This window comes from Streptomyces sp. V2I9 (assembly GCF_030817475.1).
Lineage (GTDB): Bacteria > Actinomycetota > Actinomycetes > Streptomycetales > Streptomycetaceae > Streptomyces.
This window is the reverse complement of record NZ_JAUSZJ010000002.1, coordinates 4,769,914-4,785,864: the sequence shown is the minus strand read 5'-3', so window position 1 is coordinate 4,785,864 and position 15,951 is coordinate 4,769,914. Positions and strand designations below refer to the sequence as shown.

Sequence of the window (15,951 nt, the reverse complement as noted above, 5' to 3'; positions counted from 1 at the left end):
ACCGCATCAGGAACCGCCCGCCTCCCGGAAGGCGGCCGCTCGAAGGACCGCCCGCCTCCCCGTAGGCAGCCGAATCAGGAACCGTCCGTCTCCCGGTAGGCGGCCGCCTCCTCCAGATCCAGCCGGCGCAGCAGCGTCCGCAGCATCTCGTCGTCGATCCGCCGCTCGTCGCGGAGCCGGACGAAGACCTCGCGCTCGGCCCCGATCATCTCCCGCGCCAGCCGCCGGTAGGTGTCGTCCGCCGACTCGCCGGTGACCGGGTCGGCGGCGCCGAGGCGCTCCCACACGGAGTTGCGGCGACGCTCCAGCACGCTGCGCAGCCGGTCCGCCAGGGGTGGCGGGAGGCTGTTGCGCGGGTCGTCGAGCAGTTCCCGCAGCCGGGCCTCGGCCGCCTCGGACGCGTCGTTCTGGGCCTGCGCCTCGATGAGCGTGACGGTCCGGGCGTCGGGTCCGGGGATCTTCAGGGCGCGGACGAGGACGGGGAGGGTCAGGCCCTGGACCACCAGGGTGCCGATGACGGTGGTGAAGGTGAGGAACAGCACCAGGTTGCGGGCGGGGAACGGCGCGCCGTCGTGCGTGAGCAGCGGGATGGAGAAGGCGACGGCGAGCGAGACGACCCCGCGCATCCCGGCCCAGCCCACGATGAGCGGCGCGGTCCGGTCGATGGCCGGTTCGCGTTCCCGTACGCGCCGCGAGAGCCACCGGGGCAGGTAGGTGGCCGGGTAGACCCAGACGAAGCGGACCACGACGACGGCCAGGAGGACGACGGCCGCGTACCCGAGTGCCTCCCCCAAGCCGACCGGGCCGAGCTCCTTGAGGACGAAGGGCAGTTGCAGTCCGATCAGGGCGAAGACCGCGGACTCCAGGATGAAGGCCACCATCTTCCACACGGCCGCTTCCTGGAGCCGGGTGGCGAAGTCGACCTGCCAGGAGCGGTGGCCCAGGTAGAGGGCGACGACGACCACGGCGAGGACGCCGGAGGCGTGCACCCGTTCGGCGGCCGCGTACGCCACGAAGGGGATCAGCAGGGAGAGCGTGTTCTGGAGGAGCGCTTCCTTGAGGCGGGTGCGCAGCCAGTGCAGCGGCACCATCAGCAGGAGTCCGACGCCGACCCCGCCGATCGCGGCGAGCAGGAACTCGCCGATGCCCTCGCCCCAGCTCATCCCCTCCCCCACGGCGGCGGCCAGCGCCACCTTGAAGGCGGTGATCGCGGTGGCGTCGTTCACCAGGGACTCGCCCTGGAGGATCGTGGTCACCCGCGCGGGCAGCCCCACCCGGCGGGCGATGGCGGCGGCCGTCACGGCGTCGGGCGGGGCGACGACCGCGCCGAGGACGAGCGCGGCGGTCAGCGGCAGCTGGGGGGATCGCCCGGTACGCCAGCCAGCCGACGGCCACGGTGGCGAAGAGGGTGTAGCCCACGGAGAGCAGGGCGACCGGCCGGATGTTGGCCCGCAGGTCCAGGTAGGAGCTGTCGACGGCCGCCGTGTAGAGGAGCGGCGGGAGCAGCAGCGGGAGCACGACGTGGGCGTCCAGGTGGTACGTCGGAACGCCCGGCAGACAGCCGGCCACCAGCCCTGCGGCGACCAGCACGAGCGGAGCGGGCACGGGCGTGCGGCGGGCGGCCCCGGCCACCGCCGCGCTGACCGCGACCAGGGCGATCAGCGGCAGCGCGTCCATCACACCATCCTCGGTTCCGTCGTAACCTGCCCATCATGAGCGAGTGTGCGCATACAGCGGAACTGCCACGCCCCGAGCCCGTGCCGCTCGGCGCGACGTGTCCCGAGTGCCTGGAGGCCGGCACCCACCCCGTGCAACTGCGGCTCTGTCTGACCTGCGGGCACGTCGGCTGCTGCGATTCGTCGCCGCTGCGGCACGCCACCGGACACTTCCGGGCGACCGGACACCCCGTGATGCGGAGCTTCGAACCGGGCGAGAACTGGCGCTGGTGCTTCGAGGACGGTTCGATCGTCTGACGCCCGGGTACGTCAATGCGGCGCTGGTTCTTCGCAATTGGCCGCCGCAGACCCCTAGCCACTGTCCGTACGCATGGGCTTACCATGAGTGACGGGCGGGGTGTGGGGTCCGTACGACACGGCATCATGGATCCGATAACGTCGCCGGGCCAAGAACCGTCGACGGACCGCATGGCTCCGGGCACCCTTCCCGGAACCTCGAAAGAGTTTGTGCCACCTTGGAGGTGAGGGTGTCCCAGATCGCAGGCGAGCCCGGGAGTCAGGACTTCGTGGAAGTCCGGCTGCCCGCTGCGGGTGCCTACCTGTCGGTGCTGCGAACGGCCACGGCCGGTCTCGCAGCGCGTTTGGACTTCACTCTCGACGAGATCGAGGATCTCCGCATCGCGGTCGACGAGGCCTGCGCGATCCTGCTCCAGCAGGCCGTGCCCGGCTCGGTCCTCAGCTGCGTCTTCCGCCTGGTCGACGACTCGCTCGAAGTGACGGTGTCGGCGCCCACCACGGACGGCCGGGCGCCCGAGCGCGACACCTTCGCCTGGACGGTGCTCTCCGCACTGGCGGGCAAGGTCGATTCCACGGTCGCGGACGACCGTACGGTCAGCATCAGCCTCTACAAACAGCGCGGCGCGGGCCCCGGGCCGGCGTGAGCGACGGAAACGGGGACGGTCCTGTGCGGGACGAGACTTTCCGGTCCGGGGCGGTGCGGCCGGCGGGCATTCCGGAGCAGCAGGCCCGGCCGCATCCGGAGGACGGAGCGGAGGGGCCCGAGCGCCCCGACGTCGCGGCGGAGGAGCAGGCGCAGGCAGAGCGGGCGGGCCAGATGAGCGAGCACGGGCACCACGATCCCCACGACCGCAGCGGGGCGCGCGCCCTGTTCTACGAGCTGCGGGCGCTGCCGGACGGTTCGGCGGAGAAGGCCGAGCTGCGGAACCGGCTGGTGCGCATGCATCTGCCGCTGGTGGAGCACCTGGCCCGCCGCTTCCGCAACCGGGGCGAGCCGCTGGACGATCTGACCCAGGTCGCCACGATCGGGCTGATCAAGTCCGTGGACCGGTTCGATCCGGACCGGGGCGTGGAGTTCTCCACGTACGCCACCCCCACGGTGGTCGGGGAGATCAAGCGCCACTTCCGGGACAAGGGCTGGGCGGTACGGGTGCCGCGCCGCCTCCAGGAGCTACGGCTGTCGCTGACCACCGCCACCGCGGAGCTCTCCCAGCAGCACGGGCGCTCGCCCACGGTGCACGAGCTGGCCGAGCGGCTCGGCATCTCCGAGGAGGAGGTGCTGGAGGGCCTGGAGTCGGCCAACGCGTACAGCACGCTCTCGCTGGACGTGCCGGACACGGACGACGAGTCGCCGGCGGTCGCGGACACGCTGGGCTCGGAGGACGAGGCGCTGGAGGGCGTGGAGTACCGGGAGTCGCTCAAGCCGCTCCTGGAGGACCTGCCGCCGCGCGAGAAGCGCATCCTGCTGCTGCGCTTCTTCGGGAACATGACGCAGTCACAGATCGCGCAGGAGGTCGGCATCTCGCAGATGCACGTCTCGCGGCTGCTGGCCCGCACGCTCGCGCAACTGCGCGAGCGGCTGCTCGTCGAGGAGTAGGGGCCGTACGGGTCAGGCGTCGGGGGTCGTGCTCGACCCCCGGCGGATGCCCAGGTCACGGGTGGTCGCCGGGTTCAGCGCGAGCACGAGGCCGGTGACGGCGACCACGGCGACCACGATGCCGAGGGGGATCAGCGCGCCCTGCGACCGCAGCAGCGTCCAGGCCACCGGCAGGGCCATGATCTGGGTGATCAGTGCGGGCCCCCGGCTCCAGCCGCGCAGCAGCAGCAGTCCGCGGGCGGCGATCAGCGGGATCGCGCCGAGGGCGACCAGGGTGATCCCGACCGTCTCCGCCTGCTGCGTGCTCTCCAGCTTCCCGAGCAGCCCCATGACCAGCAGGTAGAGGCCGCCGAGTGCGAGCGCCACGCCTTCGAGGGCGTTGATGCCCGCGAGGGCCGTGATCCGGGTCGGCCGCTCCGCAGCGGAGGGCGCCGGGCTGGACGGGGTCGCTTGAGTGCTCACGCCCTTCAGGTTGGCATCTTCGGGGCCCGGAAGTGAAGCCGGGGTGGGCGGGACGCACACCCGTCCGGCGACCACCGGGCAGACCATCACCCTGTGTGACCACTCAGGGGCGCTGCGAACCGTGACTTCGGCACGAACCGCCCGGTGGGTAGGCTGGCGGTCATGCGCGCACTCCTCGTGGTCAACCCAGCTGCCACCACCACCAGTGCCCGCACCCGCGATGTGCTCATCCACGCGCTGGCCAGCGAGATGAAGCTGGAGGCGGTGACCACGGAGTACCGGGGCCACGCACGGGACCTGGGCCGGCGGGCCGCGGACAGCGACGACATCGACCTGGTGGTCGCCCTGGGCGGCGACGGCACGGTGAACGAGGTCGTGAACGGGCTGCTGCACCGGGGCCCCGATCCGGAGGGCCTGCCGAAGCTCGCCGTGGTGCCGGGCGGGTCCACCAATGTGTTCGCGCGGGCCCTGGGGCTGCCGAACGACGCGGTGGAGGCGACCGGCGCGATTCTCGACGCCCTGGAGAACCGGACCGAACGCACGGTCGGTCTCGGCCTGGCGGCCGGAACTCCGGGAACCGAGGACGAGGCCGTACCCGAACGCTGGTTCACTTTCTGCGCCGGTCTCGGATTCGACGCCGGAGTCGTCGGCCGGGTCGAACAGAAACGCGAGACGGGAAAGCGTTCGACACACGCCCTGTACGTGCGCCAGGTGGTGCGGCAGTTCCTGAACGAGGCTCACCGCAGACACGGGACGATCACGCTGGAGCAGCCCGGCAGGGAGCCCGTGACCGACCTCGCGCTCTCCATAGTCTGCAACACCGCACCCTGGACCTACCTGGGCAATCGTCCGGTCTACGCCTCACCGAAGGCGTCCTTCGACACCGCCCTGGACGTGCTCGGACTGAAGCGCCTGTCCACCCCGGCGGTGGCCCGCTACGGCACCCAGCTGCTCACGTCGAGCCCCGAGCGGGGCCCCCGCGGGAAGCACGCCGTTTCACGTCATGACCTCACGGACTTCACCTTGCATTCAAAGGTCCCACTGCCCTTCCAGATGGACGGCGACCACCTGGGACTGCGTACGAGCGTGACGTTCACAGGCGTACGCCGTGCACTGCGTGTGATTGTGTGAGTGGAAGGGGCGAAAGTCCTTTAACTCGAACGTTTGGCCAGGGTCCCACCCCTAAGAAGTGCGCCTGTGACCTAGTCGACACCGAGGAATCAAAAAAAACTTTCCAGAAGGGGTTGTATCCGCCGCCGAGGTTTGCGAATCTCTACATGGCGATCGGGACGGCCCGCAACATCGGCCTCCACTGAGAGCCAGAACCCCTCCTCACCATCACGAGACCACACCCAGTCTTCCTGGGGGTCGGCCCGTCATCCACGGGGGGATTCGTGAAAGCGTTCACATTCACAAGCAACAAACGTGTAATACCAAGGAGAGGTAGCAGCCATGGACTGGCGTCACAACGCCGTTTGTCGTGAGGAAGACCCCGAGCTGTTCTTCCCCATCGGCAACACCGGTCCCGCGCTGCTGCAGATCGAGGAAGCCAAGGCTGTCTGCCGCCGCTGCCCCGTCATGGAGCAGTGCCTGCAGTGGGCGCTCGAGTCCGGCCAGGACTCCGGCGTCTGGGGTGGCCTCAGCGAGGACGAGCGCCGCGCGATGAAGCGCCGCGCCGCTCGCAACCGGGCGCGCAACGCAAGCGCCTGAGCGAGGACCGCACCAAGCCTCAGCCCGGCGGCGCGTACAGAGCGTACGCACAGCCCCGCCTTCGAGTCGCAGCGCGCAGTACCCCGGAGCGCATCGCAACGTGAGCATCACGGAGCGGGCCCGGACCGTCACCACGGTCCGGGCCCGCTTCGCTGTGTGCGCCCCCGTTCCGTGGGGCGCCACCGGCAGGTGCGCTACTTGTCGGCGCGGACCGGGAGGTCCAGCACCACCTGGGTGCCGCGCCCGGGGGCCGGCACCATGCCGAACGTGCCGCCCAACTCCCCCTCCACCAGCGTCCGTACGATCTGGAGGCCGAGGTTGCCCGCCTGCTGCGGGTCGAACCCCTCGGGCAGACCGCGCCCGTCGTCGGTGACGGTGATCAGCAGCCGGCCCTCGGCGGGCGACCCTCCCCGCACGGCGGAGACCTCGACCGTGCCGCGGTCGGCCACGGCGAAGGCGTGCTCCAGGGCGTTCTGCAGGACTTCGGTCAGCACCATGGAGAGCGGGGTGGCGACTTCGGCGTCGAGGATGCCGAAGCGTCCGGTGCGCCGGCAGGTCACCTTGCCCGGCGAGATCTCCGACACCATGGCGATGACCCGGTCGGCGATCTCGTCGAACTCGACCCGCTCGTCCAGGTTCTGGGACAGCGTCTCATGGACGATGGCGATCGAACCGACGCGCCGGACCGCCTCGTTGAGCGCCTCGCGGCCCTGCTCGGAGTCCATCCGGCGGGCCTGGAGCCGCAACAGGGCCGCCACCGTCTGGAGGTTGTTCTTCACCCGGTGGTGGATCTCCCGGATGGTGGCGTCCTTGGTGATCAACTCGCGTTCGCGGCGGCGCAGTTCGGTGACGTCCCGGAGCAGGACGAGGGAGCCGATACGGACGCCCTTGGGCTTGAGCGGGATGGCCCGCAGCTGGATCACTCCGCCCGCGCACTCCACCTCGAACTCGCGGGGCGCGTAACCGCTGGCCACCTTGACCAGGGCCTCGTCCACCGGCCCGCGGGACGGGGCCAGTTCGGCGGTGGTGGTGCCGAGGTGGTGGCCTACCAGGTCGGAGGCGAGGCCGAGACGGTGGTAGGCGGAGAGGCCGTTGGGGCTGGCGTACTGGACGATCCCGTCGGCGTCGAGCCGGATCAGGCCGTCGCCCACGCGCGGGGAGGCGTCCATGTCGACCTGCTGACCCGGAAAGGGGAAGGCCCCCGCGGCGATCATCTGGGCCAGGTCGGAAGCGGACTGGAGGTAGGTGAGCTCCAGCCGGGACGGGGTGCGCACGGTGAGCAGGTTGGTGTTGCGGGCGATGACGCCGAGCACCCGGCCGTCACGGCGTACGGGGATGGACTCGACCCGTACGGGCACCTCCTCGCGCCACTCGGGGTCGCCCTCGCGCACGATCCGGCCCTCGTCCAGGGCCGCGTCCAGCAACGGGCGGCGGCCGCGCGGCACGAGGTGGCCGACCATGTCGTCCTGGTAGGACGTGGGCCCGGTGTTGGGGCGCATCTGGGCGACGGAGACGTACCGCGTGCCGTCGCGGGTCGGGACCCAGAGCACGAGGTCGGCGAAGGAGAGGTCGGAGAGCAGCTGCCACTCCGAGACCAGCAGGTGGAGCCATTCGAGGTCGGTGTCGCTCAGGGCGGTGTGCTGGCGGACGAGGTCGTTCATGGAGGGCACGTGTGGAGCGTACCCGCGGTGACCGAAAGTGTTCGAACCGATCGGCCCGGCGGGCCGTGCCGCAGGGCAACGGCACGGCACGGGCATGGACAGGCCCGGAAGCCGGCCGGAGAATGTCGTGCACACGGATGGACACGGCCAATTGGTCTAGTCCACAATGATGCACACGATCTCCGCCCTCCCCGCACAGGAGGGCGGAACGAGGCACCCGGCGCTCTCTGCCCTGACCGCGCCGGCGCCTCCACTGGCCGGGGGCACCGCACACCGCCGGCCAGGTCCGGCCTGCCGCGAAAGGCAGGCCCGCAGCTCCGGGCTGCGGTGCCGGGTGGGCTGAGGGTCCCGCTCCGGTGCCGCGGCCCGCGGGTGTTTCCGGGGCCGTGGCGGACGGGGCGCGTTCAGTGGGTCTCGGTGACCTTGGCCAGCGCGCGCGGGGCGTCGGGGTCCTGGCCTCGGGCGATCGTCACCTCGTACGCGAGCATCTGCAGCGGCAGGATCTCCAGGATCGGCTGCACCTCCTCCGGGACCCCCGCCGTGGGCAGCGAGAACCCGGCCGAAGCGGCCTCCACCTGCGCCTTGGGGCCGACCACGAAGAGGTCCGCGCCGCGTCCGCGCAGCCGGTCCAGCACCGGCTGGAGGGCCTCGCCGCCCCGGCCGTCGGTGACCACGGCGATCACCGGCGAGATGTTGTCGACCATCGCCAGCGGGCCGTGCAGCAGATCCGCGCCGGAGTAGGAGAGCGCCGGGATGTAGCTGGTCTCCATCAGCTTCAGGGCGGCCTCCTTGGCGGTGGGGTAGCCGTAGCCGCGCGAGGTGATCACCATGCGTTCGGCGAAGCGGTAGCGGGAGGCCAGCGCCTTGACCTCGGCGCGGCGGCCCAGGATCGCGCCCGCGAGGTCGGGCAGCCCCGCGGCGGCCGTGGTGCCGTCGCGGCCGCCCAGGCCCTCCACGAAGAGGTACAGGGAGAGCAGGGTGGCCGTGTACGTCTTGGTGGCCGGGAGCGCCCTCTCCGGGCCCGCCAGGATGTCGATGTGGTACTCGGAGACGGCGGCCAGCGCGGAGTCCGGGTTGTTGGTGACGGCGAGGGTGACGGCTCCGGCCTCGCGGGCGGCCCGCGTGGAGGCCACCAGGTCCGGCGAGCCGCCCGACTGGCTGACGGTGACCACCAGGACGTCCCGCAGGTCCGGCCGGGCCCCGTAGGCCGTCGTGGTGGACATGGAGGCCAGTCCGCAGGGCAGCCCGAGGCGGATCTCCAGCAGGTACTTCGCGTACAGCGCCGCGTTGTCCGACGTACCGCGGGCGGTGAGCAGGACGAACCGGGGCTTGCGGGCGGCGATCTCGGCGGCCACCTCGCGGATGCGGGGCGCGCCCTGTTCGAGGATGCGCCGCAGCGTGGCGGGCTGCTCGGCCATCTCGCCGGACATGATGCGGCCGGGCCGGTCGCCCTGACCGCTCGGTCCGGCCTGAGGAGTGGCGGACATGGGGCCTCCCTGCGCTGTCGGCATCGGCGTACGGGGCGGCGCGGGCGCGGGTGCGCGATCGGCGTCGTACCGGACCAGTCGACCAGGCATTGCCGTGGCCCGCCAGCGGGCCGCCGATGGGTGGACCGTTCACCGTACGGCAGCCCGATTCTGCTAAATTGGGAGATTGATTGGTCTATACCACCTCCTCCCCTAGTCAGATCGGCAGGAACAGCGTGGAAGTTGTCATCGTCCCGGACGCCACGGCAGGCGGCGAACTGATCGCGGAGGCCATCGCCGCACTGCTCGACCGCAAGCCCGACGCCCTGCTCGGCGTTGCCACCGGCTCGACCCCGCTGCCCGTCTACCGCGCGCTCGCCGCGAAGGTCGCCTCCGGCGCGGTGGACGCCTCGCGCGCCCGGATCTGCCAGCTCGACGAGTACGTCGGGCTGCCCTCGGGCCATCCGGAGTCGTACCGCTCCGTGGTGCTGCGCGAGGTGATCGAACCGCTCGGGCTCTCCGAGACGTCCTTCATGGGCCCCGACGGCGCGGCCGAGGACGTCCAGGCGGCCTGCGAGGCGTACGACCGGGCGCTGGCCGAGGCGGGCGGCGTCGACCTCCAGCTGCTGGGCATCGGCACCGACGGGCACATCGGCTTCAACGAGCCGTGCTCCTCGCTGGCCTCGCGCACCCGGATCAAGACGCTCACCGAGCAGACCCGGATCGACAACGCGCGCTTCTTCGACGACGACATCGAGCAGGTGCCCCACCACGTGATCACGCAGGGCATCGGGACCATCCTGGACGCCCGCCACCCGATCCTGCTGGCCACCGGCGAGGGCAAGGCGGAGGCCGTCGCCCAGACGGTGGAGGGCCCGGTCGCCTCGATCGTGCCGGCCTCGGCGCTCCAGCTGCACCCGCACGCGACCGTGGTGGTGGACGAGGCGGCGGCGTCGAAGCTCAAGCTCGCGGACTACTTCCGCGCCACGTACGCGGCCAAGCCGGGGTGGCAGGGGCTGTAGGGGTTCGCCCCTCCCCCGTCACGGCGAAGGGCCGGGACACCGTCGCGGTGTCCCGGCCCTTCGCCGTGCGGTGAGGCGCGGCCCATCCGGCGCGAGGCGCTCCGTCCCCGATCGCCGGACGGGCTTGTTCCCGGCCCTCGCGTCAGCCCTTCGTGCCCGTCAGCGCTTCCGCCGCCGCCAGGCCGCAGACGCGGGCGGCGCCGTGGGTGGCGATGTGCAGCGAGCCCCGCGGGGCCGCCTGGGGCAGGCCCATCTCGACCACGACCGTGTCCGGGCGGGCCGCCAGCAGGGTGTCGAGCGTGGCGCCCATCCAGGCGTGCCGGTGCTCGTCGCGGACGACGGCGACGATGCGCCGCTCCCCCGCCGCCGCCAGGATCGCCTCCGCCGGATCAGGGGTCCCCTCGGTGCAGATGTCCGCGCCGGTGCCGGGCAGGAGCCTCTCCAGCTCGGCGGCGACGCCCCAGGGGGTCTCCGCGCCGACCGCGATGTTGGCCTCGGCGCCGAACGAGGCGACGTACGCCGACCCGGTCAGCGGCTCGCCGGAACCGGTCACCCGGAGTGCGCGGCGGGCGGCGATCAGACCGATGTCGGAGCTGACTCCGGTGCCGGGCGCGGTCCCCTCCTGCACTTCCGCGCCCGGCTCCGGGACATCCCCCCGCGCCCTCTGCGTCCAGGACGCGAGGGCTCGTACACGGGCGGCCGCGTCGGCGAGCCGCTCCTCGGTCAGTTCCCCGGTGCGCACGGCCGCGACGAGGGCGTCGCGCAGCCGCAGCACCGTCGCCTCGTCGGCCAGGCCGCCGCCCACACAGATGGCGTCGGCGCCCGCCGCGAGCGCGAGGACGGACCCGCGCTCGATGCCGTACGTACCGGCGATGGCGTCCATCTCCACCGCGTCGGTGACGATCAGGCCCTCGTAACCCAGCTCCTGGCGCAGCAGACCGGTGAGGATCTGCGGGCTCAGGGTCGCCGGGCGGTCCGGGTCGAGCGCGGGAAGAAGGATATGCGCGCTCATCACCGATTTGGAACCCGCGGCGATGGCCGCCCGGAAAGGCACCAGCTCACGGGCGTGCAGCGTGTCCAGGTCCACATCGATGCGGGGCAGTGCGAGGTGCGAGTCGACCGCGGTGTCGCCGTGGCCGGGGAAGTGCTTGGTGCAGGCGGCGACACCGGCGGCCTGGAGCCCCTCGATGTACGCGGCGGTGTGCCGGGCGGCCAGCCCGGTGTCGGCGCCGAAGGAGCGTACGCCGATGACCGGGTTGCCCGGATTGGAGTTGACGTCGGCGGAGGGCGCCCAGTTGAGGTTGACGCCGCACTCGGCGAGCCGGCGGCCGAGTTCCCGCGCGACGGCCCGCGTGAGGTGGACGTCGTCCACCGAACCGAGGGCGAGGTTGCCGGGGAACGAGGAGCCGTGCGTGACCTCCAGCCGGGTCACGTCGCCGCCCTCCTCGTCGATGGCGACGAGGACGTCCTCCCGCTCGGAGCGCAGGCGCGCGGTGAGGGCGGTGAGCTGCTCGGGCGAGGTGATGTTGCGGCCGAACAGCCCGACGGAGGCCAGCCCTTCACCGACCCGGCGCAGCAGCCAGTCCGGTGCGGTGGTGCCGGTGAAACCGGGCTGGAGCACCGCGAGCGCGTCGCGCGTCAGGGTGTCCGTGGTGGAGACGAGGGTGGTCATGGGCCCGCACTATCCCTTCACGGCGCCGGAAGTGAGGCCAGCGGCCATCTTCTTCTGGATGATCATGAAGAACACGACGACGGGGAGGGCGATCATGGTCGATGCGGCCATGAGGGCTCCGTAGTCCGTTCCGCGCTCGGTCGTGAACGTCATCAGCCAGACGTTCAGCGTGTACTTGGAGTTGTCGTTGATCAGGATGTACGCGAAGAGGTACTCGTTCCACGCGTTGACCAGGGCGAAGATCGACGCGGCGGCGAGGCCGGGGGCCAGCAGCGGGAAGATCACCCGGCGGAACGCCTGGAAGCGGGTGCAGCCGTCCACCATCGCGGACTCCTCCAGCTCCACCGGGATGTTCACGACGAAGCCGCGGATCATGATGGTGGCGAAGGGCAGGGTGGAGACGAGGTAGACGACGATCAGGCCCCAGTACTCGTCGATCCCGCCCATCGCGTTGAGCTGGGCGTAGATCGGGATGAGCATCGCCGTCGGGGGCAGCATCTGGACCAGGATCATGATCAGGACCAGGGCCTTGCGGCCGAAGAACCGGAACCGGCCGATGGCCAGGGCCGCCAGGGTCGCAATGATCATGCCGCCGACCACCGCGGTGACGGCGACGATCAGGCTGGACTGGATGGCGGTGGCGAAGTTCGGCTGCTCGGTGGCCCGGACGAAGTTGTCGAAGGTGATCGACGTGGGCCACAGGGTCTGGTCGTAGCTGCGGATCTCGCGGTTGGGCCGCAGGGCGCTGATGACCAGCCAGTAGACCGGGAAGACCATGACCAGGGCGATGCCGAGGCCGAGGATGTCGAGGTGGAGCCGGCTCTTCTTGCGGTCGGGCCGCAGCGCCTGTGTCGTCTGGGTCGAGCTGCTCATTCGACCTCTCCCGTCTTCATGAGCTGGCGCAGGTAGTACACGGCCACGCCGGACAGCAGCAGCACCGTGATCAGGGCGATCGCGGTGCCCTGGCTGAAGGAGGTGGACTCGAACGCCTTGGAGTAGGAGTAGAGGCCGAGGGTCTCGTACTCCGGCTCGGGCTTGTTGCCGCGCAGCAGCCAGATCTGGCCGAAGACGTTGAAGTCCCAGATCACCGAGAGGGTGGCGACCATGGTGAAGACCGGCTTGATGACCGGCCAGGTGACGAACTTGTAGATGCCGAAGGCGCTGGCGCCGTCGAGAGCGGCGGCCTCCTCCAGCTCCTGGGGGACCTGGGTGAGTGCGGCGTACAGGGTGACGACGACGAACGGGATGGCGCCCCAGACGACCAGCAGCGTGATGATGCCGAATCCCTGGACCGGGTCGAGGTACCAGTTGTGTCCGAGCCAGTCCTCGCCGACGACCTTGGCGATCAGGGTGTTGATCAGGCCGTAGTCGGAGTCGGCCATGAACCGGAAGATCGAGGCGGCCACCATCAGCGGCATCGACCAGGCGGCGATGAGGCAGGCGGTGAGCACCAGCCGGACCCAGGTGGAGAGCCTGCGCATCAGCAGGGCGATCAGCAGGCCGAGGCCCATGGTCAGCACCACGCAGATGGCCATGAAGACGACCGTGCGGAAGGTGACCCACCAGAACTCGGGATCCCCGAGGATGTTGGTGAACTGCTCGAAACCGACCCACGGCGCCGGCTCTCCGGACCACAGCTCACGGCGGCCCATGTCCTGGAAGGACATGATGACCGTCTTGCCGAGGGGGTAGAGGTAGACGGCGGCGATCGCCACGATCGCCGGGAGGATCAGGAAGTAGGGGAGCAGTTCCCCCTTCTTCCGCTTCCTCTTCTGGACCCGGGGCGCGTCGTCGTCCGAGGACGACTTGCCGATCGTCTGCGGGTCGGGTGGTACGGGGACCGGCGGCCCGGCGGCCTTGGTATCAGCGGCAGACACGTGGCTGACCTTCCATCGCGGGTCCGGGGCGGGCCCCGGAATTCACGGCGTTCTCTTGCGGGAAAGGCGCGGGGGCCCGGCACTGGTGCCGGGCCCCCGCCTGGCGATCGGAAGGTCAGGATTCCTTGTTGATCAGCGCGTCGATCTTCTCGTCGGCCTTCTTCGAGGCGTCGGCGACGGAGGCGCCCTTGACGATCTCCAGGAGCATGTTCTGGAGGACCTCCTCCTTCTCCACGGAGGCCCAGCCCGGCGCGATCGGCGTGAACCAGGCGTCCGGCACCGCGTTGGCGATGGCGGCGGTCTCCGGCTTCTGCTTCAGCGGTTCGAGCTGCTTCTCGTTGTTGGGGAGGATGTTCTTCGACGCGAGGACCTCCATGGACTTCGCGTTGGTGAAGAGGGAGATCCACTCCTCGCCGAGGTCCTGGACCTTGGACTTGGAGATGGTAGCGAGGTCCGAGCCGCCGATGAAGGACGGGAGGGCCTTGCCCTCGGGGCCGGGCATACCGGCCGTGGCGATCTTGCCCTCGAGCTTCGGGTTGCCGTTCTCGCCGGTGGTGACGCTGCCGGCCTCCCACGCCTGGCCGTAGATGACCGCGGCCTTCTCGTTGGCCATGACGTTGGCGTGGTCCTGCTCGTCCTTCGTCACGTCGGCCTTGTTGTACTTCTTGACCAGGTCGACGAAGTGCTGGATGCCCTTCTGGGCCTCCGGGGTGGAGAGCGCGGCCTTCCACTCCTTGCTGCCCTCGTCGTACGTGGCTATCTGGCCACCGTAGGCGGCGACGTAGGACATCGCGGCGTACCAGTAGCGGCCCGGGAAGTAGAGGGAGGAGGCGCGCTTGTCCTTCTTGCCCAGCTCGGCGGCGACCTTGTCCATCGCGGCGAGGAACTCGTCCTCGGTCTGCGGGAGGGCGTCGCTGCCGGTGCCGGCCTTCAGCATGTCCTTGTTGTAGACCGCCAGACGGGCGCTCGCGTAATAAGGAACGCAGTAGGTCTTGCCCTCGAAGGAGCACGTGTCCTTCAGACCCTTGATCCAGGTGTCCGAGTTCTCGTACTTCTTGGGGTCGATTTCTCCGAGCGCACCATTGAGGATGTACTGCATGGTCTCGGTGTTGCCGAGTTCGACGACGTCCGGGAATTTGTCGCCACCGAGGGAGGTGTCCAGCTTCTTGACCTTGTCGGCCCACTGCTGGTACTGAACCTTCACCGTGACGCCCGGGTACTTCTTGTTGAACTCGGCGTTGACGTCCTTGACCAGTTCCGGCCAGGTGGACTGGGCCTCGCCCATGAGCCAGACGGTCAGGGTTTCCTTGCGGTCCTTGGGGTCCGCGGACGACTTCTTGTCGTCGGAACCACACGCCGCGACCGAAACCAACATGCCCGCGACACCGATCGCCGCGATGAGCTTGCGCTTCACGTCAAACCCTCCTCAGGGATGCTGCAACCCCACCCACCGCGAAGACATTCGACGAGTTCTGCTGGGGCTGGACCTGGTCTTTAATGGTTTAGACCAGTACCGGGAGCTTGGCCTAGACCTTTAGGGGTGTCAAGGGTGTATAAGAAGTGCACTCGCGTCCGTTATAGGACCGACACCTAAGGGAGGGCGACGACCCGTGACCGGACCGTGCCACCATGTGAGCCGCGACAGACGGAGGAGCCGGTGACGGCAGTAACGCAAGCGTCGGGAAGGCGGGCCATGAGTGCCGACGGGGGCAGTACGGGGAGCGAGACCGGTGCCGGTACGCGCACAGCGCGCGTACCGAAGTACTACCGGCTCAAGCGGCATCTCCTCGACATGACCGACACCATGCCGCCGGGCACCCCGGTGCCGCCCGAGCGCACCCTGGCCGCCGAGTTCGACACCTCGCGGACCACCGTGCGCCAGGCCCTCCAGGAACTGGTCGTCGAGGGCCGCCTCGAACGCATCCAGGGCAAGGGCACCTTCGTCGCCAAGCCGAAGGTCTCCCAGGCGCTCCAGCTCACCTCGTACACCGAGGACATGCGCGCCCAGGGCCTGGAGCCGACGTCCCAGCTCCTGGACATCGGCTACGTCACGGCGGACGACACCCTCGCCGGACTGCTGGACATCTCGGCGGGCGGCCGGGTGCTGCGCATCGAGCGGCTGCGGCTCGCCAGCGGGGAGCCGATGGCGATCGAGACCACGCACCTTTCGGCCAAACGCTTCCCGGCGCTGCGCCGCTCTCTGGTGAAGTACACCTCGCTCTACACCGCGCTCGCCGAGGTGTACGACGTCCGTCTCGCCGAGGCGGAGGAGACCATCGAGACCTCGCTCGCCACCCCGCGCGAGGCGGGACTGCTGGGCACCGACGTGGGGCTGCCGATGCTCATGCTGTCCCGGCATTCGGTGGACGGCCAGGGCGAACCCGTGGAGTGGGTGCGCTCGGTCTACCGCGGTGACCGCTACAAGTTCGTGGCCCGTCTCAAGCGGCCGGCGGACTGAGGGACGGCGACGCGCGAAGAGCCGGTGGCCCGGGGGGAACCCTCCCTCCGGGC

14 protein-coding genes and 1 pseudogene are annotated in these 15,951 nt (G+C 70.3%); 7 read left to right on the top strand and 8 right to left on the bottom strand.

The genetic code is table 11. The features are described 5' to 3' along the window. Positions 1-74: 74 nt before the first annotated feature. Positions 75-1,677: pseudogene (locus QFZ71_RS21220) on the bottom strand (Na+/H+ antiporter). A gap of 35 nt (positions 1,678-1,712) precedes the next feature. Between QFZ71_RS21220 and QFZ71_RS21215 the strand changes: the two are divergent. The 3 genes from QFZ71_RS21215 (at position 1,713) to QFZ71_RS21205 (ending at position 3,570) form a co-directional block, all read left to right on the top strand. Further along, on the top strand, positions 1,713-1,973 hold the full coding sequence (locus QFZ71_RS21215) for a UBP-type zinc finger domain-containing protein (protein ID WP_307669758.1): 261 nt from the start codon (positions 1,713-1,715) through the stop codon (positions 1,971-1,973). Positions 1,974-2,203: 230 nt separating this feature from the next. Further along, positions 2,204-2,617, top strand: a complete 414-nt coding sequence (locus QFZ71_RS21210) for an anti-sigma regulatory factor (RefSeq protein ID WP_030113604.1) — start codon at positions 2,204-2,206, stop codon at positions 2,615-2,617. Between the two features lie 23 nt (positions 2,618-2,640). Beyond that, positions 2,641-3,570: an RNA polymerase sigma factor SigF gene (locus QFZ71_RS21205; RefSeq protein WP_307669757.1), complete on the top strand. Its 930-nt coding sequence runs from the start codon at positions 2,641-2,643 to the stop codon at positions 3,568-3,570. Positions 3,571-3,582: 12 nt separating this feature from the next. Here the strand turns inward: QFZ71_RS21205 and QFZ71_RS21200 are convergent, their stop codons facing one another. Continuing rightward, positions 3,583-4,032 (bottom strand): hypothetical protein, encoded by a 450-nt coding sequence (locus QFZ71_RS21200; protein WP_307669756.1) that lies wholly within the window; start codon positions 4,030-4,032, stop codon positions 3,583-3,585. Between the two features lie 162 nt (positions 4,033-4,194). Between QFZ71_RS21200 and QFZ71_RS21195 the strand changes: the two genes are divergently transcribed. Together QFZ71_RS21195 and QFZ71_RS21190 are read left to right on the top strand one after the other, a co-directional pair. Next, the gene (locus QFZ71_RS21195; protein WP_307669755.1) at positions 4,195-5,163 is read left to right on the top strand and encodes a diacylglycerol kinase family protein; all 969 of its coding nucleotides are present in this window, start codon (positions 4,195-4,197) and stop codon (positions 5,161-5,163) included. A gap of 321 nt (positions 5,164-5,484) precedes the next feature. Then, on the top strand, positions 5,485-5,742 hold the full coding sequence (locus tag QFZ71_RS21190) for a WhiB family transcriptional regulator (protein WP_003953983.1): 258 nt from the start codon (positions 5,485-5,487) through the stop codon (positions 5,740-5,742). Between the two features lie 194 nt (positions 5,743-5,936). On the opposite strand, the gene QFZ71_RS21185 is transcribed toward QFZ71_RS21190, so the two are convergent. Further along, positions 5,937-7,403 (bottom strand): sensor histidine kinase, encoded by a 1,467-nt coding sequence (locus QFZ71_RS21185; protein WP_307671538.1) that lies wholly within the window; start codon positions 7,401-7,403, stop codon positions 5,937-5,939. A 404-nt stretch (positions 7,404-7,807) separates the two neighbouring features. Next, positions 7,808-8,890 carry an SIS domain-containing protein gene (locus QFZ71_RS21180; protein ID WP_307669754.1) on the bottom strand — a complete coding sequence of 361 codons (1,083 nt, stop codon included), beginning with the start codon at positions 8,888-8,890 and terminating at the stop codon, positions 7,808-7,810. Between the two features lie 215 nt (positions 8,891-9,105). On the opposite strand from QFZ71_RS21180, the gene nagB reads away from it, so the two are divergent. Continuing rightward, positions 9,106-9,891 (top strand): glucosamine-6-phosphate deaminase, encoded by a 786-nt coding sequence (nagB, locus tag QFZ71_RS21175; RefSeq protein WP_307669753.1) that lies wholly within the window; start codon positions 9,106-9,108, stop codon positions 9,889-9,891. A gap of 142 nt (positions 9,892-10,033) precedes the next feature. On the opposite strand, the gene QFZ71_RS21170 is transcribed toward nagB, so the two are convergent. From QFZ71_RS21170 to QFZ71_RS21155, 4 genes are all read right to left on the bottom strand, one after another. Beyond that, positions 10,034-11,563, bottom strand: coding sequence for a glycoside hydrolase family 3 protein (locus QFZ71_RS21170; protein ID WP_307669752.1), 1,530 nt, complete (start codon positions 11,561-11,563; stop codon positions 10,034-10,036). A 9-nt stretch (positions 11,564-11,572) separates the two neighbouring features. Next, a complete protein-coding gene (locus QFZ71_RS21165) occupies positions 11,573-12,436 on the bottom strand; it encodes a carbohydrate ABC transporter permease (RefSeq protein ID WP_228990243.1) in 864 nt (287 codons plus the stop codon). Further along, entirely contained in the window at positions 12,433-13,440 is a 1,008-nt protein-coding gene (locus QFZ71_RS21160) for a carbohydrate ABC transporter permease (protein ID WP_307669751.1), read from the bottom strand. The genes QFZ71_RS21165 and QFZ71_RS21160 overlap by 4 nt, the downstream gene beginning before the upstream one ends. 115 nt (positions 13,441-13,555) lie before the next feature. Continuing rightward, entirely contained in the window at positions 13,556-14,854 is a 1,299-nt protein-coding gene (locus QFZ71_RS21155; protein ID WP_307669750.1) for a sugar ABC transporter substrate-binding protein, read from the bottom strand. Positions 14,855-15,133: 279 nt separating this feature from the next. Here QFZ71_RS21155 and QFZ71_RS21150 point away from each other — a divergent pair, with 279 nt between their 5' ends. After that, positions 15,134-15,898 carry a GntR family transcriptional regulator gene (locus QFZ71_RS21150; protein ID WP_307669749.1) on the top strand — a complete coding sequence of 255 codons (765 nt, stop codon included), beginning with the start codon at positions 15,134-15,136 and terminating at the stop codon, positions 15,896-15,898. Positions 15,899-15,951: the final 53 nt, after the last annotated feature.